The 19,842-nt window shown below is 38.8% G+C and carries 20 protein-coding genes; 13 read left to right on the forward strand and 7 right to left on the reverse strand.

What is annotated here, in order from left to right:
• Nucleotides 1-2: 2 nt before the first annotated feature.
• The 4 genes from HMPREF0693_RS16325 to HMPREF0693_RS16340 are packed head-to-tail and all read right to left on the reverse strand — an operon-like array spanning nucleotide 3 to nucleotide 3,685.
• The gene (locus HMPREF0693_RS16325) at nucleotides 3-758 is read right to left on the reverse strand and encodes an iron ABC transporter ATP-binding protein (protein ID WP_004246710.1); all 756 of its coding nucleotides are present in this window, start codon (nucleotides 756-758) and stop codon (nucleotides 3-5) included.
• A gap of 1 nt (nucleotide 759) precedes the next feature.
• A complete protein-coding gene (locus HMPREF0693_RS16330) occupies nucleotides 760-1,767 on the reverse strand; it encodes an iron chelate uptake ABC transporter family permease subunit (RefSeq protein ID WP_004246711.1) in 1,008 nt (335 codons plus the stop codon).
• Complete coding sequence (locus tag HMPREF0693_RS16335; protein ID WP_004246712.1) at nucleotides 1,754-2,716, reverse strand: ABC transporter permease; 963 nt, start codon at nucleotides 2,714-2,716, stop codon at nucleotides 1,754-1,756. Before HMPREF0693_RS16335 ends, HMPREF0693_RS16330 begins: the two co-directional genes overlap by 14 nt.
• 9 nt (nucleotides 2,717-2,725) lie before the next feature.
• Nucleotides 2,726-3,685, reverse strand: a complete 960-nt coding sequence (locus HMPREF0693_RS16340; protein ID WP_004249039.1) for a siderophore ABC transporter substrate-binding protein — start codon at nucleotides 3,683-3,685, stop codon at nucleotides 2,726-2,728.
• A 453-nt stretch (nucleotides 3,686-4,138) separates the two neighbouring features.
• Between HMPREF0693_RS16340 and HMPREF0693_RS16345 the strand changes: the two genes are divergently transcribed.
• The 6 genes from HMPREF0693_RS16345 (at nucleotide 4,139) to chbG (ending at nucleotide 9,491) form a co-directional block, all read left to right on the forward strand.
• Nucleotides 4,139-4,465 carry a PTS sugar transporter subunit IIB gene (locus tag HMPREF0693_RS16345; protein ID WP_004246718.1) on the forward strand — a complete coding sequence of 109 codons (327 nt, stop codon included), beginning with the start codon at nucleotides 4,139-4,141 and terminating at the stop codon, nucleotides 4,463-4,465.
• A gap of 89 nt (nucleotides 4,466-4,554) precedes the next feature.
• Nucleotides 4,555-5,913, forward strand: coding sequence for a PTS N,N'-diacetylchitobiose transporter subunit IIC (gene chbC / locus HMPREF0693_RS16350; protein WP_004246720.1), 1,359 nt, complete (start codon nucleotides 4,555-4,557; stop codon nucleotides 5,911-5,913).
• A 61-nt stretch (nucleotides 5,914-5,974) separates the two neighbouring features.
• On the forward strand, nucleotides 5,975-6,322 hold the full coding sequence (gene chbA, locus HMPREF0693_RS16355; protein ID WP_036932496.1) for a PTS N,N'-diacetylchitobiose transporter subunit IIA: 348 nt from the start codon (nucleotides 5,975-5,977) through the stop codon (nucleotides 6,320-6,322).
• Between the two features lie 8 nt (nucleotides 6,323-6,330).
• Nucleotides 6,331-7,179, forward strand: a complete 849-nt coding sequence (gene chbR / locus HMPREF0693_RS16360) for a transcriptional regulator ChbR (RefSeq protein ID WP_004246722.1) — start codon at nucleotides 6,331-6,333, stop codon at nucleotides 7,177-7,179.
• A gap of 160 nt (nucleotides 7,180-7,339) precedes the next feature.
• The gene (locus HMPREF0693_RS16365; RefSeq protein ID WP_004246723.1) at nucleotides 7,340-8,692 is read left to right on the forward strand and encodes a 6-phospho-beta-glucosidase; all 1,353 of its coding nucleotides are present in this window, start codon (nucleotides 7,340-7,342) and stop codon (nucleotides 8,690-8,692) included.
• A gap of 37 nt (nucleotides 8,693-8,729) precedes the next feature.
• Nucleotides 8,730-9,491 (forward strand): chitin disaccharide deacetylase, encoded by a 762-nt coding sequence (chbG, locus tag HMPREF0693_RS16370; RefSeq protein WP_004246724.1) that lies wholly within the window; start codon nucleotides 8,730-8,732, stop codon nucleotides 9,489-9,491.
• 108 nt (nucleotides 9,492-9,599) lie between these two features.
• On the opposite strand, the gene HMPREF0693_RS16375 is transcribed toward chbG, so the two are convergent.
• The gene (locus HMPREF0693_RS16375; RefSeq protein ID WP_004246725.1) at nucleotides 9,600-10,166 is read right to left on the reverse strand and encodes an Ail/Lom family outer membrane beta-barrel protein; all 567 of its coding nucleotides are present in this window, start codon (nucleotides 10,164-10,166) and stop codon (nucleotides 9,600-9,602) included.
• Between the two features lie 200 nt (nucleotides 10,167-10,366).
• Nucleotides 10,367-11,062, reverse strand: a complete 696-nt coding sequence (locus tag HMPREF0693_RS16380) for a hypothetical protein (protein WP_004246726.1) — start codon at nucleotides 11,060-11,062, stop codon at nucleotides 10,367-10,369.
• Nucleotides 11,063-11,496: 434 nt separating this feature from the next.
• Here HMPREF0693_RS16380 and HMPREF0693_RS16385 point away from each other — a divergent pair, with 434 nt between their 5' ends.
• The 6 genes from HMPREF0693_RS16385 to HMPREF0693_RS16410 all read left to right on the forward strand — a co-directional run bounded on the left by HMPREF0693_RS16385 (nucleotide 11,497) and on the right by HMPREF0693_RS16410 (nucleotide 17,312).
• Entirely contained in the window at nucleotides 11,497-12,276 is a 780-nt protein-coding gene (locus HMPREF0693_RS16385) for a class I SAM-dependent methyltransferase (RefSeq protein WP_004246727.1), read from the forward strand.
• A 21-nt stretch (nucleotides 12,277-12,297) separates the two neighbouring features.
• On the forward strand, nucleotides 12,298-13,875 hold the full coding sequence (nikA, locus tag HMPREF0693_RS16390) for a nickel ABC transporter substrate-binding protein (protein WP_004246728.1): 1,578 nt from the start codon (nucleotides 12,298-12,300) through the stop codon (nucleotides 13,873-13,875).
• A 62-nt stretch (nucleotides 13,876-13,937) separates the two neighbouring features.
• Nucleotides 13,938-14,864 (forward strand): nickel/cobalt ABC transporter permease, encoded by a 927-nt coding sequence (gene opp1B, locus HMPREF0693_RS16395; protein WP_004246729.1) that lies wholly within the window; start codon nucleotides 13,938-13,940, stop codon nucleotides 14,862-14,864.
• Nucleotides 14,865-14,866: 2 nt separating this feature from the next.
• Nucleotides 14,867-15,736 carry a nickel/cobalt ABC transporter permease gene (gene opp1C / locus HMPREF0693_RS16400; RefSeq protein WP_004246730.1) on the forward strand — a complete coding sequence of 290 codons (870 nt, stop codon included), beginning with the start codon at nucleotides 14,867-14,869 and terminating at the stop codon, nucleotides 15,734-15,736.
• Nucleotides 15,714-16,523 (forward strand): ABC transporter ATP-binding protein, encoded by an 810-nt coding sequence (locus HMPREF0693_RS16405; protein ID WP_004246731.1) that lies wholly within the window; start codon nucleotides 15,714-15,716, stop codon nucleotides 16,521-16,523. Before opp1C ends, HMPREF0693_RS16405 begins: the two co-directional genes overlap by 23 nt.
• 36 nt (nucleotides 16,524-16,559) lie before the next feature.
• Nucleotides 16,560-17,312 (forward strand): ABC transporter ATP-binding protein, encoded by a 753-nt coding sequence (locus HMPREF0693_RS16410; protein WP_004246732.1) that lies wholly within the window; start codon nucleotides 16,560-16,562, stop codon nucleotides 17,310-17,312.
• 216 nt (nucleotides 17,313-17,528) lie between these two features.
• Here HMPREF0693_RS16410 and HMPREF0693_RS19600 read toward each other — a convergent pair whose 3' ends face one another.
• The gene (locus HMPREF0693_RS19600) at nucleotides 17,529-17,792 is read right to left on the reverse strand and encodes a hypothetical protein (RefSeq protein WP_004246733.1); all 264 of its coding nucleotides are present in this window, start codon (nucleotides 17,790-17,792) and stop codon (nucleotides 17,529-17,531) included.
• A gap of 436 nt (nucleotides 17,793-18,228) precedes the next feature.
• Between HMPREF0693_RS19600 and HMPREF0693_RS16420 the strand changes: the two genes are divergently transcribed.
• Nucleotides 18,229-19,815: an FGGY-family carbohydrate kinase gene (locus tag HMPREF0693_RS16420; protein WP_023843633.1), complete on the forward strand. Its 1,587-nt coding sequence runs from the start codon at nucleotides 18,229-18,231 to the stop codon at nucleotides 19,813-19,815.
• Nucleotides 19,816-19,842 lie beyond the last annotated feature (27 nt).

Raw genomic sequence — 19,842 nt, forward strand, 5'->3', positions numbered from 1 at the left:
TATTAGTAATACATCGCGATAAGCTTATCATCCAACTCTTTAACGTCGACGGGAGTATCGAAAATATCTTCGATAATATCGGATTTCATGATCTCTTTAGGTGAGCCATGATAGTAAAGTTGCCCGTTGCGCATGGCTAAAATATAGTCGGAATACACAGAGGCGAAATTGATATCATGAATGACGATGATAATGGTTTTTCCTAGCTCATCGGCGGCTTTACGCAGTAATTTCATCATAATGACCGCGTGTTTCATATCAAGATTGTTAAGCGGTTCATCAAGCATCACGTATTCAGTATCTTGACATAATACCATTGCGACATAAGTACGCTGGCGTTGCCCTCCGGATAATTCATCAAGATAACGGTGACGAAATTCAGTCAAATTAAGAAAATCGAGTGATTCATCAATCACTTTCTTATCTTCTAGCGTTAAGCGTCCTTTACTATAAGGGTAGCGACCAAAACCGACTAACTCTTCAACAGTTAAGCGACTCACAAACTGATTTTCTTGGCGTAGTATGGAAAGGTTTTTGGCTAATACATCACTCTCTGTAGCCGCAACATCCATGCCATTTACACTGACCATACCGCTTTCTGGCATCAGTAGACGGCCTATTACAGAAAGTAAGGTAGATTTACCCGCACCATTGGGTCCGATGATTGAAGTAATACCGCCACGTTGAATGGTTGTTGTAATATTATCGAGCACCGTTGTGTCTTGATAACGTTTTGATATCTTACTGATTTCAATCATATTAAAGTCTTCTTAATACCAAATAAATAAAGAACATACCACCAATAAACTCAATCACAACAGAGAGAGTACCTGTCATTTTTAAGCCATACTCTAAAATCAATTGTCCGCCAATCAGTGCGATAGTGCCTAATAAGAATGCCACAGGCATTAAAAAGCGGTGCTGACTGCTACCACTAATATGATAAGCCAGATTAGCAACAATTAAGCCTAAAAATGTCAACGGCCCTACTAATGCTGTTGATACCGCAACCAGAACAGAAATAAGTAATAGAATATAAGTCGTTTGCTTACGATAATTAATACCAAGATTAATCGCATTCGCCTGGCCTAAGGCCATCACATCAAAACTATAACGCATACGCCAAAGTAATACGCCGACGACGACAATAATGGCTAATGCACATAAGATAAGATCAGGAGTGGCTCGAGTAAATGTCGCAAACATACGGCTTTGTAAGACAGAAAACTCATTTGGGTCCATGAGGCGTTGTAATAGCGTTGCACTGCTACGAAATAGGGTGCCTAAAATAATACCAATCATAAGGACTAAATTGATATTAAAGCGCACTGAACTAAATAGCCAACGATATAGAACCACCGAAAATAACACTAATAAGGCCGACTCTAAAAAGAACTTCGTCAGATTGGCCATCCAAGAGGCGGGCATATCCCCTTCAAAAAAGATAAAGAGCGTTTGTAGCAATACAAACAGAGCTTCTAAGCCCATTAATGAAGGAGTAAGAATGCGGTTATTGGCGATAGTCTGAAACAGTATAGTAGAAACGCCTGCCGCAAAGGCGACGATGATCATCGTCAGAATAATATAAGCGCGGTGTGTCAGAATATAAGAGATATTACCGTTTAGGTTGATCGTCATAAACAGCGCAATGGCTAATAATGAGACGCCAAGTAAGAGCCAAATACGCGCCATAGGTGAGAGGCGCACTTTCTTAGGTTGAACAGCGCCAGTATATTTGCTAATCATGGATGAATTAACTTTTTGCATAACGTTGCTGCTTCAGTAGTAAGAAAAGGAAGATCACAGCACCTACCGCCCCTAAAATGACACTTGCGGGGATCTCAAATGGATAACGGATCAGGCGACCAATCACATCACAGAGTAAAACAATGGCTCCACCGCTTAAGCATACCCACGGGATGGTTTTGCGAATATTATCTCCCATCACTAGGCTAACTAAATTTGGCACGATCAAACCAAGGAAAGGTAGAGCACCAACAACAGACACCACCACACCACTAATTAAAGCGATAATAGATAAACCGATAATCATCACTTTACGATAGTTAAGTCCAACGTTGATGGAAAATTCACGTCCCATACCTGCCACGGTAAAGCTATCCGCGACCCAACACGCCATTAATGCAAGGGCACCGACAAGCCATAGCAGCTCATAACGACCTTGTAAGACACTGGAGAAGTCTCCGCTAGTCCACGCATCTAGTGATTGTAGTAAATCAAAATAGACGGCAAGAAAGATGGTTAGAGCACCTATCACTGCACTTAGCATAATACCGACAAGTGGCACGATTAATGCGGTCTTTAAGGCAATTCTCTGTAGCAACAACATAAATAACACAGTGCCTAAAAGTGCAAAAACAGTGGCTACCATCATTTTGGTGAAAATGCCTGCCGCGGGGAAAAGCAACATCACGACTAATAAACCGAGACTGGCTGATTGTGTTGTACCTGCAAGAGAAGGCTCAACAAAGCGGTTTTGCGTGAGCAGTTGCATGATTAAACCAGCAACACTAATTGCGCCCCCAGCAAGTAATAATGACAGGGTTCTTGGTACGCGACTAATAAAGAAGATATCGCGCATATCGGGATCAGTAAAAAGCGAAGCAGGAGTGATATCTCCTGCGCCGATAAATAGACTGATCATTGAGAGGATAGCGATAAGTCCTATCCCCAATGATAAATGGAACGTTTTCATTCAGTTACTTTATTTTTTTTGATCCAACGCCTGATTAATTGTATCCATTAAGCGAGAGTAAGTTTGTATCCCACCTGAGATATAAATCGAGCTGGCATCAAGATAGATAATTTGGTCTTTATTCCATGCATTAACCTTTCTAACTAGGGCATTATCAAGCACTTGTTTTGCAGGTTGTGAATCTTCACGACCAATTGCTGCATCACGGTCAATGACAAACATCCAGTCTGGATTAAGTTTTAGCAGTAGTTCTGAGTTAACAATATTACCGTGAGAGCCTGGGCTATCGAAAGTATATGCAGGTTCAAAGCCCAATACATCGTAGATAAAACCAAAGCGAGAGCCTGGGCCATAAGCGGAAATTTTACCGCCACTGACTAATACGACCATTGCTTTACCCGCATCTGGGGTTTTTGCTTTTACCGTATCAATTTTGCTATTGAAGTCAGCTAATAATTTTTTAGCTTGTTCTTCTTTACCAAAAATTTGACCTAAAGTCGTTGTACGCTCAGTGAGACTGTCAATAAAGCGTGTGCTGTCGATATCCATAGAAATGGATGGTGCGATTTCACTTAATTTGGCATATGCATCGCGAGCACGACTACCCGTTAAAATCAGATCAGGGGCAGTAGTACTGAGTTTTTCGTAGTTTGGTTCAAACAGGCCACCTTCGTTGATGTACTCATTTTCGTTGGTGTATTTCTCTAGAAATTTAGGTAGGTGGACGTTTGTTTGTGGTAGGCCAACAACAGGTACGCCAAGAGCATCAACAATATCAAGTGTTTCCATGTTCATCACAACCACTTTTTGTGGGTGAGCAGGGATCTCAGTGGTGCCTTGAGCATGTTCGATAGTGAGAGTTTGTTTCTCTGTGGATTGCGTTGTTGAGGTATCTTGTGCGTTATCACAACCTGCGATAACCAGAGAAGACAGCAATAAGAACAGTGGGCTTAATGATTTTTTAAACATTCTCTTTCCCATATTGTTGCGATATGAAATAGCACAGTTTACTAGCTGTGACCTAATAATGAGCTTCACAAAGGAAACAATGATTATACCAAAAAACTAAAGAGTAATGATACTAATTCACATTCTCACAATAATAAAGGATTAACTTATATTATTGTGCTGAATCTTTGCATCAGATCATGTGAAGAGAAGAATGGACAAATTTTGTAACGCGAAACAATGCTAAAGATTTTTTGCTTAATTTGTGAAGAGGGTCAATACGCTAGGTCAATCAGAGACAATTATGAGTCAGTAAAAAATATCGTTAGTGAGTATCATTGCGTATACTTTATTCAATCAGAAACAATCTTAATTGCTAAATTTTACTTTAATTCTGTACTGACATCTTAATCAATGCACATGAGAAAGTAGCATTATCTCTAGGGCAGAGTGTGGCCAATTTGAGAGGGTTTTATGCAAAAGAAATATATTTATCTATTTTGTTCTGCTGGCATGTCAACATCTCTGTTAGTGACAAAAATGCGTGCACAAGCAGAAAAATATGATGTACCCGTTATTATTGAAGCTTTTCCAGAAACATTAGCAGAGCAAAAAGGCCAAGAAGCGGATGTCGTTTTATTGGGGCCACAAATTGGTTGGATGCTCGCTGATATTCAAAAATTATTACCCAATAAACCTGTCGAAGTCATTGATTCATTGTTATATGGGAAAGTGGATGGATTAGGTGTATTAAAAGCAGCAGTAGCTGCCATTAAGAAAGCATCAGCAACAACTAATTAATTTTTTTATTGTTATTTTTATTTATTCCAGTCAAAGAGTGAATTTTTCAGCTAGCCGAGCAATTAGCGGCATTTTAAGGGTATTTTTCTATGAGTAAGGTCATTGGTTCACTTGAAAAGGTACTCCTTCCTTTTGCGGTTAAAATTGGAAAGCAACCTCATGTTAATGCGATAAAAAATGGTTTTATCCGTTTAATGCCATTAACACTTGCCGGGGCAATGTTTGTACTTATCAATAATGTTTTTCTCAGTTTTGGTGAGGGCTCCTTTTTTTACTCTCTTGGTATTCGTTTAGATACCTCAACAATTGAAACACTTAATGGTTTAAAAGCCATAGGTGGTAATGTCTATAACGGTACGTTGGGAATAATGTCATTGATGGCGCCGTTCTTTATTGGTATGGCGCTGGCGGAAGAGAGAAAAGTCGACCCTATTGCGGCGGGATTACTTTCTATCGCCGCCTTTATGACGGTAACACCTTATGACGCTGGTGGCGCTTATGCTGTGGGGGCGAACTGGTTAGGAGGTGCCAATATTATTTCAGGGATTATTATTGGCCTTGTGGTTGCCGAAATGTTTACCTTTATAGTGCGTCGTAATTGGGTTATCCGTTTGCCCGATAGTGTACCTGCCTCCGTTTCGCGCTCTTTTTCTGCCTTAATTCCTGGTTTTATTATTTTATCAATTATGGGAATTATCTCTTGGGGATTAGCGCATTACGGTACACATTTCCATCAAATCATTTTAGATTCTATTTCAACGCCATTGGCTTCGTTAGGATCAGTTGTTGGGTGGGCTTACGTTATTTTTACCTCTTTGCTGTGGTTCTTTGGTATTCATGGTTCACTGGCGCTGGCGGCACTTGATAGCGGTATTATGACACCTTGGGCATTAGAAAACGTCTCTATTTATACCGAGTATGGTTCAGTTGAGGCGGCACTTGCTGCAGGCAAAACGTTCCATCTTTGGGCAAAACCGATGCTAGATTCGTTTATCTTCTTAGGAGGAACAGGGGCGACGTTAGGTCTGATATTAGCTATCTTTATTGCATCGCGTCGAGCAGATCACCGTCAAGTGGCGAAGTTAGCATTACCTGCAGGTCTATTCCAAATTAATGAACCTATTATTTTTGGTTTACCTGTGATTATGAATCCAGTGATGTTTATTCCTTTTATTCTTATTCAGCCAATCCTTGCTGCTATTACCGTAACCGCTTATTACCTTGGGATTATTCCGCCGGTCACAAATATTGCACCTTGGACGATGCCAACAGGGTTAGGGGCATTTTTTAATACCAATGGCAGTATTGCCGCACTGTTATTAGCACTCTTTAACTTAGCTGTTGCAACACTGATTTATCTGCCTTTTGTGATTATTTCGAATAAAGCACAAACCGAAATTGATAAAGAAGAAAGTGAAGAAGATATTGCTAATGCATTGAAATTTTAACGAATAGACAATGGCTGTGCAGCGCTTATTTTGCACAGCTAAGCACCAAAGAGGGGGAATGATGTTAGATATTGAGAGTTGTGTTGATAGCTCAGCGACAGATGATGAATTTGAAGAAATTATCATGGGGTTAATTATTAATTCAGGGCAAGCACGAAGTATCGCTTATGCAGCGTTAAAAAAAGCGAAGCAAGGTGATTTTGCACAAGCCAAGAAAATGATGGAACAATCTCGAGCAGCATTAAATGAAGCTCATAAAATACAGACCCGCTTAATTGGTGATGATCAAGGATTGGGTAAAACGAAAGTGAGCTTGGTACTGGTGCATGCTCAAGATCATTTAATGACATCTATGTTAGCCAGAGAGCTTGTCACAGAGCTTATCGAGTTACATGAAAAAATAAAGTAAGGCGAATGATGATGCACTCATTAAAAGCGCAAGCTGAAATACGCATGGTATATGAAAACCAATTATTTAATGGTAAGAATTTTCATGTGTTTATTTATAACAAAACAGAAAGCGTCAGTGGGTTGCATCAGCATGATTATTATGAATTTACTATTGTTTTAACAGGGCGCTATTATCAAGAAATTAACGGTAAAAAGGTGTTATTAGAGCGTGGTGATTTTGTCTTTATTCCTATTGGCTCGCATCATCAAAGTTTTTATGACTTTGGTGTAACTCGTATTTTAAATGTGGGAATAAGCAAAGCTTTTTTTGATAAACATTATCTTCCTTTATTGCCCGCTTATTTTGTTGCTTCTCAAGTTTATGCATTAAAAAATGAGTTTCTTTCTTATATTGAATCCGTGATTAGCTCATTAAATTTCAGACATACAGAATTTAATGAATTTATTGAAATTGTCACCTTTAATGTGGTGAATAGATTACGACATTATAGAGATGATGGTATTGAAGATGATATTCCCTTATGGCTAAAAGACGCCATTGATGGAATGCATGATAAAAGCCGATTTGGGGAGAATGCATTAGCAAATATGGTGCAATTATCAGGAAAATCGCAAGAGTATTTAACTCGAGCAACTCGCCGTTATTATGATAAAACGCCGATGCAAATTATTCATGATATTCGAATTAATTTTGCTAAAAAACAATTAGAAATTACGAATTACTCCGTTACCGATATTGCTTTTGATGCAGGTTATAGTAGCCCGAGCTTATTTATTAAGACTTTTAAGAAGATAACATCGCTCACACCAAATAGTTATAGAAAGAATTTATACAGTATTAAAGAGACTAACTAATTTATAATTAAGCGTAAAAAGCAATCAATAATATCAATTGATTTTTATTAAATAGAGAGAGAAAGAAGAAAATAACGTTATTTTCTTTAGGGATTTTTACGCCTTAATTTTGCCATTAATAGACAAATAACAGCATGATTGTGCTGTATGGGAGTATTTTATGAGTCATAAGTTAAAAGTGGTCACCATTGGTGGAGGAAGTAGTTATACACCTGAATTATTAGAAGGATTTATTAAACGTTATCATGAATTGCCGATCACGGAATTATGGTTGGTTGATGTTGAAGAAGGCAAAGAAAAACTGGATATTATTTTTGCGCTTTGCCAGCGTATGATAAAAAAAGCGGGTATCCCTTTAACCATTTATAAAACACTTGATCGTCGTGAGGCATTAAAAGAGGCTGATTTCGTCACAACACAGTTGCGAGTTGGTCAATTAAAAGCAAGAGAATTGGATGAAGCCATTCCGTTAAGCCATGGTTATTTAGGCCAAGAGACCAATGGTGCCGGTGGGCTATTTAAAGGATTACGTACTATTCCGGTTATTTTTGACATTATTAAAGATGTTGAAGAAATTTGCCCTAATGCGTGGATCATAAACTTTACTAACCCTGCAGGTATGGTGACGGAAGCGGTTTATCGCCATACCAATTTTAAGAAATTTATTGGTGTTTGTAATATTCCTATCGGTATGAAAATGTTTATTACTGATGTGCTTAAGCTAACGGAGCAAGATACGCTTTCTATTGATCTGTTTGGCTTAAATCATATGGTGTTTATTAAAGATGTAATTGTTAACGGTCAATCCCGTTTCCCTGAATTATTAGAAGGAGTTGCTTCGGGGACGTTAACCGCAGGCTCGGTGAAAAATATTTTTGATTTACCTTTTAGTGAGGGGCTAATTCGTTCTCTTAATCTGTTGCCATGCTCTTATTTACTTTACTACTTTAAACAAAAAGAGATGTTAGCCATTGAAATGGGGGAATACTATAAAGGTGGTGCTAGGGCTAAGGTTGTTCAGCAAGTCGAAAAACAACTGTTTGAATTGTATAAAGATCCGCATTTAAATATTAAACCTAAAGAGTTGGAATTACGTGGAGGGGCTTATTATTCTGATGCTGCTTGTGAAGTGATTAATGCGATTTATAACGATAAACAGGCGGAACATTACGTCAATATTCCTCATCATGGTCATATTGATAATATCCCTGCAGACTGGGCAATTGAAGTGACGGCTATTTTAGGTAAAGACGGAGCCAAACCACATCCACGTTTAACCCATTTTGATGAAAAAGTGCTGGGGCTTATTCATACTATCAAAGGGTTTGAGATCGCAGCCAGTCAAGCGGCTATTAGTGGTGAGTTTAATGATGCATTACTTGCGATGAATTTAACGCCGCTGGTACTTTCCGATAAAGATGCTGAAGTACTGACTCGTGAGATGTTATTAGCACACAAAGCGCACTTACCTAATTTTGCTCATGCGATTGCCCAATTAGCAGCATCAAACTAAGTGATTTAGACTCAATAAATCATAAAAAGGAGACAGAATGGCACATTTGTTAATTGTCAATGCCGATGATTTTGGGCTGAGTAGAGGGCAAAATTATGGCATTGTTGAATGTCATCGTCATGGCATAGTGACATCAACGACAGCGTTGGTGAATGCTGAAGGTATTGAGCATGCTGCACAATTATGCAAGGAGCTACCTCATCTTGGTGTCGGGCTTCATTTTACATTGACTATGGGACAGCCGCTGTCTCCTATCCCTTCTTTAACGCGTAATGGGGTGTTAGGTAAATGGCTATGGCAAATGGCAGAGCAAGAGCAGTTACCTTTAGATGAGATACGAGTGGAGCTTAATGCACAATATCAGCGCTTTGTTGAGTTGTTTGGTTGTCCCCCCGACCATATAGACAGCCATCATCACGTGCATATGTTTAAACAAATTTTCCCCATCGTGGCAGAGTTTGCACAACAAAAAGCATTACCGATACGTGTTGATAGACTGTTGGCACAAAAAGAAAGTCTTAATACTCAAGGGGTTATTAGTAGTGATGGTTTTGATAGTCAATTCTATGGTGATGAAATCAGCCAAGCCTTATTTTTAAAGACACTGGATGACGCTAAAGCACGTGGTGAACAATCACTTGAAGTGATGACACATCCTGCTTTTATTGATAATCCTTTACGTGCGAGTGGTTACTGTTTCCAACGTTTAACGGAATTAGAGGTGTTGACGCAATCATCGTTAAAACAAGCGATTGCTGAGCGTGGATATCAATTAGGTACTTATCAAGATTTAATTTAATAATATTATCTCGTATTTTAAAAATATCCCAGAGTGTGTCTGTGAAATAATTTGCCTCTGTTATTGATAATGACAGAGGCTTTTTTTATAATTTAATTAAATCAATAATTAGAAGCTATAACCAATATTTGCAATAAAGCCATCAATAATTAATTTATTATCACTTAATTTATTCATTTTATAACGGCTGTTTTCATAGCCAACGGAAACAGAAAGCATATCGATAGGGTTAATGGTAACACCGGCTCCCCAGCTAAAAGCATTTTTCTTGATTATACTTTCAGGTACTTGTCTAGTATCTAAACCTTTAAATTCGATTTGAGCCATACCTGCCACACCATATACACTAATATAGTCATTGAGGCGCAAGGTTGGCCCCGCCATCACTGAATAATAGCGGGCATCAACATCTTTTATTAATTGTTTTAAAGGCTTATTTAAATCATATTCATTTTGCGCATAGGTAGCAATTGCCATAATACCTAGCTGTTGATTGAATTCTTGACGTATAGAGAGATTACCACCGCGCATAATGCCTGATTGGCCGGCAATTTTTATTTGTGCATAACCTGCAGAAATTGTTGTTTTATCTAATGAGGTATTTTCATGTGCTTGAACGGTAGAAATAGAAAATATTCCACTGATAAATAATGCTGATAATAGTTGTTTTTTCATTTTTAATATCCCATTTGCTTACTATTTAGAATGGTGAATTATAGTAATGACAATTGTTTAAATTGGAATAAAAAAAGATAAATGAGATAAAATAGGTTTTTTTATATAAAAATAATAATTTATTGGCGTGTTTGTTTTTATAAATAAATAGCGTTTATATCAATATAAAACGCTATTTTTTATTTTATTTAATACCTAAGTTATTTATTTGTTGTTAGGTTATCTTGCTTATTAGTCGTATTAGTTGTAGCTGTCATCGTTGAGGTAGAGTGAGTTGCGACAGCGGTCGCTGAAGTATTATTGATAGAAGGCGTTGTATTGATATCAAAACATCCTCTTAACCATGAGACTAAGGCAATTAAAACCAATAATAATACCAGTAACCAACGTAACCAACGGTGGCGAGTTTTTGGTGATATTTTTGCAAGCGCCGCTCCGGCAGCCGCTGCACTAGAGCCAGCAGTGACTTGTGCAACAGTCGGCGCTAAAGGTGTGGTACGAGGCCACCAAGTAATAATGGGTTTTCCATTAATGATATAGATGCTCTCTGCATCGGGTAGGGTTGAGGCGGTATCAAGCAGATGGCGCTCTTCATCGGTAATGCGTTGCTGTGAAGCAAGTAATGCCGTTTGCTCTTTAAGATTTTTTAAATCATCATCGAGAGCATCTCTTATCTCTTGGCGTTGTTGCTCTGACAATGCATTTAATGCCACTGGCTGACCGGATAATTCACCATACCATTCAATAGTATCTTCTGCGGTTTTTTGCGGGGTTGCAAACAAGGTGTGATATTTAGCAGGAAAGTGTTGTATCAGTAACTGTATTAATTGCTGTTGATGAGCTAAGGCAAAATCAGCACGAGTGGTATTGGTTGTTAATCGTGAAATGAGATCCATATGAGAGTGCCTTTATTGATAGCGAAAAGAAAATTATCAATCAACATGACTATCTAATCACTATAGCGCTTTTGTGTGCAAGAAGAAATCAAGGCCGCTATTTTTTATCCTTAATAAGAACACTATTTGGGCGACGTAATAGCGGTTATTAAGCTATCTGCGCAAATTGTTTCTAGATCTTCTCTATCGTCAGTATTAGCCTAAATTCTGTTTGCTTGGTATCCATTTTACACCTTACGATAACGCGTTTCGGTAAAAATCGATGTGAGTCAACGAAAGCCAGCTTGCCTTTGGAGAGCTAAAAATCATTGATATAGCACATGGAGGATCTCGAAACTAAAAGGTAAGGTGGCTGACGAAGACACACAATCCCCTTCTTTTTCTCGTTTAGGGAATTTTTACCTCTCTTATGTTGATACAACAGCAGGTTTTTGATGACAAATAAAATCGATAATAACCAATTACTTCATGATGTGACCCGTTACTGGAATATCCGCGCTGAAAGCTATAGTGCTGCCAACCAGCAAGAGTTATTAAGTGAAAAACAGCAAAAATGGCGTCAATTATTGTTAAGCCATGTCAAAGAAGGGGAGACATTAAATGTTCTTGATATCGGTACGGGGCCGGGATTCTTTGCTATTTTATTAGCGTTGTCTGGCCACCAAGTCACTGCAATTGACGCCACGTCTGGGATGTTGCTTGAGGCTAAAAATAACGCCAGCCAGCATAATGTTTCTATTAACTTTGTTTGTGGTGATGTGCAAGATCTTCCCTTTGGCGATGAACAATTTGATTTGGTCGTCAGCCGTAATGTGACATGGAATTTAAAATCACCCTGTGAGGCTTATCAAGAGTGGTTTCGCGTATTAAAACCTGGGGGAAGCTTAATTAATTTTGATGCCAATTGGTATTTACATCTGTTTGATGATGAATATTGGCAAGGTTTTCTTGCTGATAGAGAGCGAGCGGCGCAAAAGCAAGTTGCTGATCACTATGTTAATACCGATACAAAAGAGATGGAAAGAATTGCTCGCCAATTACCATTAAGCCAAGTTAAGCGTCCACAGTGGGATATTAATACACTACTAGATATCGGTTTTATTCGTTATAGCGTGGATATTCGTATTGGTGATCACGTTTGGGATGAAGAAGAAAAAATTAATTACGGCTCAACCCCTATGTTTATGATCCATGCTCAGAAAAATAATCGATGAGAATGATAAAAGGAAAATAATGTGAAACCTCTATTTACAGTTATTCCTACACTATTATTAACATTGGCGTGCGTATTTCCTGCTTTTGCCAATCAAAGTAATAATATATTGGATTATGCCAGTACAAAAGATATCCGTGATATTAACCCCCATCTTTATTCCGGTGAAATGGCTGCACAAAACATGGTATTTGAACCCTTGGTTTTAAATACCGATAAGGGTGTTGCACCTTATTTAGCACAACGCTGGGAAATTTCTCCGGATGGTAAAAGTTATACCTTTTTCTTGCGCCAAGACGTTACATTTAGTGATGGCGAACCTTTTAATGCGCAAGCGGTAAAACTTAATATTGAGGCTGTATTAGATAATTATCAGCGTCATGCATGGCTAGAATTGGTACGTCAAATCGACAGTGTCGAGGTTATCGATCAGTATACTGTTAAGCTAAATTTAAAAAATCCCTATTATCCAACCTTAACTGAACTTGGCTTAACTCGCCCATTTCGTTTTATTTCACCTAAATCATTTATTAACGGTAAAACTAAAACAGGGGTGAGTCATTATATTGGTACGGGGCCTTGGGTGCTCACGGAACATAAGAAAGATCAATATGCTGAATTTAAGGTTAACCCTCATTATTGGGGGCAAAAACCAGCATTAACTGGGGTGATGTGGCGAGTGATCCCCGATAGACAGACAATGCTATTATCCTTACAAAAAGGAGATATTCAGCTAATTTTTGGTGCAGATGGCGACATGTTAGATATGGACTCTTTTGACGCATTAATGGCATCTGATAAATTTAAAACACAAATGAGTGCACCTATTGCTTCTCGTGCTATTGTGCTCAACAGTAGTCGCCCTATTACTTCAAGCCAAAAAGTACGCCAAGCATTAGAGTATGCCGTTGATAAAGAAGGGATTGCTCAAGGTATTTTAGCGGGAAGTGAAAAAGTCGCTGATACATTAATGGCAAGAAGTGTACCTTATTGCGATTTTGATTCACCAACTTATATTTATCAACCGGAAAAAGCTGCCTCGTTATTAGAAGAGGAAGGCTGGCTATTACCTGCGGGTAAAACAGTGCGTGAAAAACAGGGAAAACCGTTGCAGTTATTGCTCTCTTATAATGTGAATAATGCGGTTGAAAAAGAGATAGCCGAACTATTGCAAGATGATTTTAAGAAAATTGGCGTTGCACTGACGGTATTAGGGGAAGAGAAACAGGCCTTTTTAGATAGACAGAAAAGTGGTGATTTCGATTTACAGTATTCTCTTTCGTGGGGAACACCTTACGATCCCGCCTCTTTTGTCTCATCCTTTAGAATTCCAGCTCATGCTGATTACCAGGGACAGAAAGGGTTAGCCAATAAAGCACAATTAGATGCGATGATTGGCGAGTTGTTGATTACGCCAGATGAACATCGCCGTCAGACATTATATCAACGCTTATTTACCTCATTAGCGGAGCAAGCCGTCTATATACCATTAACCTATTCGCGTACTAAAGCGATTTACCGTAGTGAATTGGAAAACGTTGGTTTTAATCCATCTCAATATGAAATACCTTTTGAAAAGATGCGTTTTAAAGCCGAATAACCGATTAATTTAAGAGGTTACTTCAATATGGCACTGATCCGGTGCCATATTGGTTAAAGCAGATGTTACGTTATCTATGTTGGCGCCTATTGGCGATATTGCCACTAGTGTTGATTATTTCGTTTATTGCCTTTGTTTTGCTGAATTTAGCACCGTCTGATCCGGCAGAAGTGGCTTTGCGTGTTAACGAAATTGTACCGACGCCCGAAGCGATTGAAGGTATGCGCCGTGAGCTTGGTTTAGATAAGCCTTTTTTCACACGCTACTTTTTATGGCTTTTAGCGGGATTTCAACTGGATTTTGGCACCTCTTTTTTGACCCGAAAACCGGTGATACAAGAGATGTTAACTGCTCTCCCCCCCACGCTTTGGTTAGCGGCTACCGCATTATTATTTACGCTTATTATCGCGTTACCTTTAGCCTTATGGTGTGTGGCAAAACCACATAGCTTGATAGACAAAAGTATTCGGCTGATTGTTTTTGTGTTAACCGCAATTCCTAATTATTGGTTAGGGTTGTTGTTAATTTGGGCGGTGGCGGTTCATTTAGATTGGTTACCTGTCAGTGGTATGTTGACACCACAATCGGTCATTTTACCGGCATTTGCACTCTCTTTAGGTTATATCGGCACTTATTTACGTTTGTTACGGGGCGCAATGCTTAATCAATGGCATCAGCCTTATGTATTTTATGCCCGAACAAGAGGATTACCTGATAAGCTGATTTTGCGTCGCCATATATTACGTAATTCACTCGCTTCTGCGCTGACGGCGCTAGGAATGAGTATTCCGAAACTTATCGCGGGCACGGTCGTGATCGAGAATATTTTTGCATGGCCTGGGGTGGGGCGACTGTGTATTAGTGCCATATTTGGACGCGATTATCCGATGATACAAGCTTATATTTTAATGATGTCATTGTTATTTCTCTTTTTTAATTTTCTGATAGATATCATTCAGATGAAAGTCGATCCTCGTCTAAGGCGGTAACAATGTGGCGGTTATTCTGGCAACGACTTGCGCAAGATAAAAGTGCACAACTCTGTTTATTGGTGATAGTGATGATTACCATCGCCGGAATAGGCGCACCTTGGTTTGCACCTCATGATCCCACTTTAACATCGATACGCTTAAAATTTCAGCCAATCAGCTTTCACTATCCACTGGGTACAGATAATTTAGGGCGTTGTGTGTTTTCACGTTTACTCTTTGGTATTCGAACCACCGTTTTTTATGCCATATATGCGATGGGTATAACACTGCTGATCGGTTGGCTAATGGGGATGTTGGCGGGCTATTTTCACGGTAAAACGGATACAGTGATTATGCGTTTATGTGATGTGGTATTGTCATTTCCTGCGGAAATTATGATCTTAGCCTTAGTGGGCATAATGGGGCCTGGAATAGGTAACATCTTGATTGCGGTGATCTTGGTTAAATGGGCTTGGTACGCCAGAATGATACGAGGCATTGTTCGACAATATTCACATCGTCACTATATTGCTTATGCTCAAGTGATTGGCGCACCACCAACACATATTTTACGACGCCATTTATTACCCGTGACATTAGCTGAAACTATCGTTTTAGCCTCAAGTGATATTGGTAGTGTTATTTTAATGATCTCTGCTCTTTCATTTCTGGGGTTAGGGGTACAGCCACCCACCCCAGAATGGGGTAATATGCTGAGTGAAGCAAAAAATGTCATGGTATTACATCCCGAACAAATGCTACCTGCGGGGATAGCGATTACGGTTGTTGTTACGGCATTTAACTTTTGGGGCGATTTTTTACGCGATGTGTTCGACCCCGATAATCGTCAATCAGTCGGGGATAAATATGAACAATTTACTGACGCTTAATCAAGTCTCAATCTATGATCCTCACAGCGAAAAAAAGCGGGTAGATAATCTCTCCTTTAGCCTTAAACAGGGGCGAACGTTAGCTATTGTCGGTGAGAGTGGTAGTGGTAAAAGCTTAATCAGTAAAGCCATTATTGGCTTACTTCCAAGTACACTTGCACTATCGGGAGAAATTTTTTTTGATGAAAAGCCCCTTCATTTATATTCAGAGCAACAACGGCGTGCCCTATTAGGGACATCGCTAGGTATGATTGTGCAAAACGGCATGAGTGCTTTTGATCCGTTGATAAAAATAGGCAAGCAAGTTAGCCAAACTTTAATTTACCATTTTTCTTATACTAAATTACAAGCATTCAATGCCACTAAACAAGCATTGGATGAGGTGTTTGAGCATCAATCTTTAATGATTATGCAGGCATTTCCTCACCAATTAAGTGGGGGGCAATTACAACGTGTGATGATTGCCATGGCTTTGGCGTTATCACCAAGGTTATTAATTGCTGATGAACCTACTACCGCATTAGACGCTCCCTTGCGCAGAGAAATATTACAGCTATTGCAACGTATCACGATATCTAAAAACACCACCTTAATTTTTATCTCCCATGATCTAGGATTAGTCAGTCAGATTGCTGATGATATTTTAGTGATGAAAGAGGGAAAATTAATCGAGTTTGGTGACAAAAACAGCGTATTAGATACACCTAAGCAAGCCTATACCCGTTATTTAATTGAGGCTAGAGCTAAGCTTTCCCAACGTTTTGCACAGGTGCTTTATGCTCGGTGATCAGCATGAAACGGCGATAAACAACAAGAGGATCGAATGCTATTACGAGTAGACAACGTCAGTAAATATTATTATCAAAAAGGGGCGCGCTTTTTTAAAGAAAAAGTGACTATTCTCGATGCGCTCTCTTTTAATATACAAAAGGGTGAAGCTTTCGGGTTAGTTGGAGAAAGTGGCAGTGGAAAAAGTACCCTTGCACGGTTAATCAGTGGCTTAGAATTACCTGATCAAGGGGCTATTTATTTAAATGATAAGCCAGTGACGAAACGATGTTATCGACAAGGTGTAATAAGTATTGTGTTTCAGGATCATATCGCTTCAGTCAATCCGACTTTTACAGTGGGTGAAATGATTGCTGAACCTATTAAACTGATTAATCCGACTCTCCGTCATAACGAGTTAGAAACAATTATTTTTTCTTTTTTAGAGAAGGTGCAATTACCTAAAAGTTGTTATCAGCGTTATATTTTTGAATTGTCTGGTGGGCAAGCTCAACGAGTTTGCTTATGTCGTGCGTTAGCATCTTACCCACAACTAATTATTTTAGATGAGGCAATAAGCTCTCTCGATATACCTACACAAGTTGAAATATTGGATTTATTAAAATTATTAAAAGAGGAACTCCAATTATCCTATCTTTTTATTAGTCATGATATTCAAACAGTGACTTATTTTTGCGATAAAGTCATGTTTATTTTACAAGGTCAACAAATTGAATTATGCGAGATAAATAAATTAAGTACTGTTACTCATCCTTATGCTAAAAAATTAATTCAATCTGTTATTTAATCAACAAGCAATAATGTATTATCGCATCATTGCTTGCTGTATTTACTCTATTTAGAGATTATTCATTAAATGCGTTTGAATAGCGTTGGCATCATTTGCAGCATTAAAATCAATACCAAAATTCAGTGTCCCATCTTTAAGTTCAATACTACGAGGTGACGCTTTAGAGCAGGTAATATTCTGTATTTTCTCTTTTACGGTTTCTTGTGCTATTTTCTAGCTTTCACAGGTATTAATGACACCTTTTAACCCTTCACTGCAATAACCATCAATACCTGTTGTTTTTAGATCCTCAACAGTAAATGCCGACCAATCAAACGCAACTTTTATATTAGCATCACAGCTTTTATTTAAGTCAACAACACGAGATTGAATATTTTCTTCAAATTTCTGTTGTAATTCTCTTTCTGCCAGTGTGGCTGAAAAAGCCGAAGAAGTGATAAGAAGTAAAGAAAGACTGATAGCAATATTTTTCAACATAATTTAATACTCCAAAAGTGAATATATAACTAAAGATTAGTCTATTAAAAATAAAATGATTGAATATGATAAAAATAGAAAAATGGTTATTTTTAACATATTACTCTTTTTAAAAATAAATTTTACTATTAGTTAGGTATATTTTAATAACATCCTATATTGATAGTGATATTAATATGTTAACCACGGTTTTTACTCTCATTGATAGTTAAATGTTCGTTTGTTTTATAACGAACATAATCGTTTCAGTTCGCTATTAAAATGGTGAACAAAGTGAAATAAATAAATTTCTTTCTAAATCAATGTATTAAATTATTGATGTAGATCTGCATCACAAACCAATCCTATTGTGATTGTTTTTTCTCCATGCTCGAATTAACTTGCTAACTCGAAGTAGCAAAAATTAGCATAGCGTTAGCAAATGATGAGGGTTCGCATGGAACAACAATATTTTATTGGCGTTGATGTTGGCTCAGCCAGTGTCCGTGCAGCAGTATTTGATAGCTTTGGAAAGCGTCTGGGCTTTTCAGTGCGTCCAATTGCACAATTTCGCCCGAAAACGGATTTTGTCGAGCAATCTTCCGCTGATATTTGGCAACAAGTATGCACCACTGTAAAAGAGTCGGTGAAATTATCAGCCATCGATCCTCTCCATGTGAAGTCTATTGGTTTTGATGCCACCTGCTCTTTAGTGGCCGTTGGTAAAGAAGGGCAAGCACTTTCGGTTTCACCCAGTAATAAACCTGAGCAGGATATTATTATGTGGATGGATCACCGGGCAGTACAAGAAACAGTGACCATTAATCTGACTAACGATCCCGTTTTGCGGTATGTCGGGGGCGAAGTGAGCATTGAAATGGAATTGCCTAAAATTCTATGGTTAAAAAATCACTATCCGGAGCGTTATAAACATGTCTGGCGATTCTTTGACTTAGCTGATTTTTTAGTGTGGAAAGCAACCACTGCTGATGTTGCCAGTATCTGTACATTAACGTGTAAATGGAACTATTTGGCACACCAAGGGCATTTTAGTGAAAGCTTGTTAGCTGATGTAGGTTTGGATGAATTATTAGAAAAAGTACCACAAACCATTTTGGCTTTAGGTGAATCGGCCGGATGTTTAACGACCTCTGTGGCTGAGGCTTTTGGATTACATACTGGCGTCATAGTTGCTAGTGGCATTATTGATGCTCATGCGGGTGGGTTGGCGTTAACCGCATCACAACCTGAGGGAAGTTTGGCCATTATCAGTGGTACATCTAACTGCCATATGATTGTCAGCCAATACCCGATTATGGTGCCCGGGGTGTGGGGGCCTTACTTTGGCGCAATGTTACCAGAGTTATGGCTAAACGAAGGGGGGCAAAGTGCTGCCGGTGCGCTCGTTGAATGGTCTATCCGCCGTCATGAGTCATGGGCTGACTTAGAACAAGAAGCGAAAGAAAAAGGTGTTAGTTACTATACCTTATTAAACCAAGCCGTCGCTGAATTGGAAGAAAATGAACCTTATCCAACAGCACAATTTCATGTTTTAGCTGACCATCATGGCAATCGCTCTCCACGCGCTAATCCTGCCGCCAAAGGAATGGTCAGTGGATTAACCCTTGAAAGTGGTCGGGTTGCCTTGGCTCGTTATTATCTTGCGACACTGCAGTCTATTGCCTATGGCACTCGCCATATTATTGACACCCTTGAAGATGCAGGGCACCAAATTAATCGCCTTGTTATGTGTGGGGGAGCGACCAAAAATCCACTGTGGTTACGTGAATATGCCAATGCAACAGGTCGTGAGATCCATTTAGCGCAAGAAGAAGATGCGGTGAATCTAGGCGCTGCTTTATTAGGCGCCGTGGCATGTAAAGCCTTTAATAACTTTTCTCAAGCAGCAAATACCATGGTACGAGAAGGCGGCGTTATTACACCTGATAGTGACACCTTTGCTTTCCATCAAGCGAAATACCAAGTTTATTTACAGATGTATCAAGATCAGCAGCGCTATAACGACATGATGGCAGATTGCTGACCATAAATTTTTCCGATTATGAATCGA

The organism is Proteus mirabilis ATCC 29906 (assembly GCF_000160755.1).
GTDB classification, from domain to species: domain Bacteria; phylum Pseudomonadota; class Gammaproteobacteria; order Enterobacterales; family Enterobacteriaceae; genus Proteus; species Proteus mirabilis.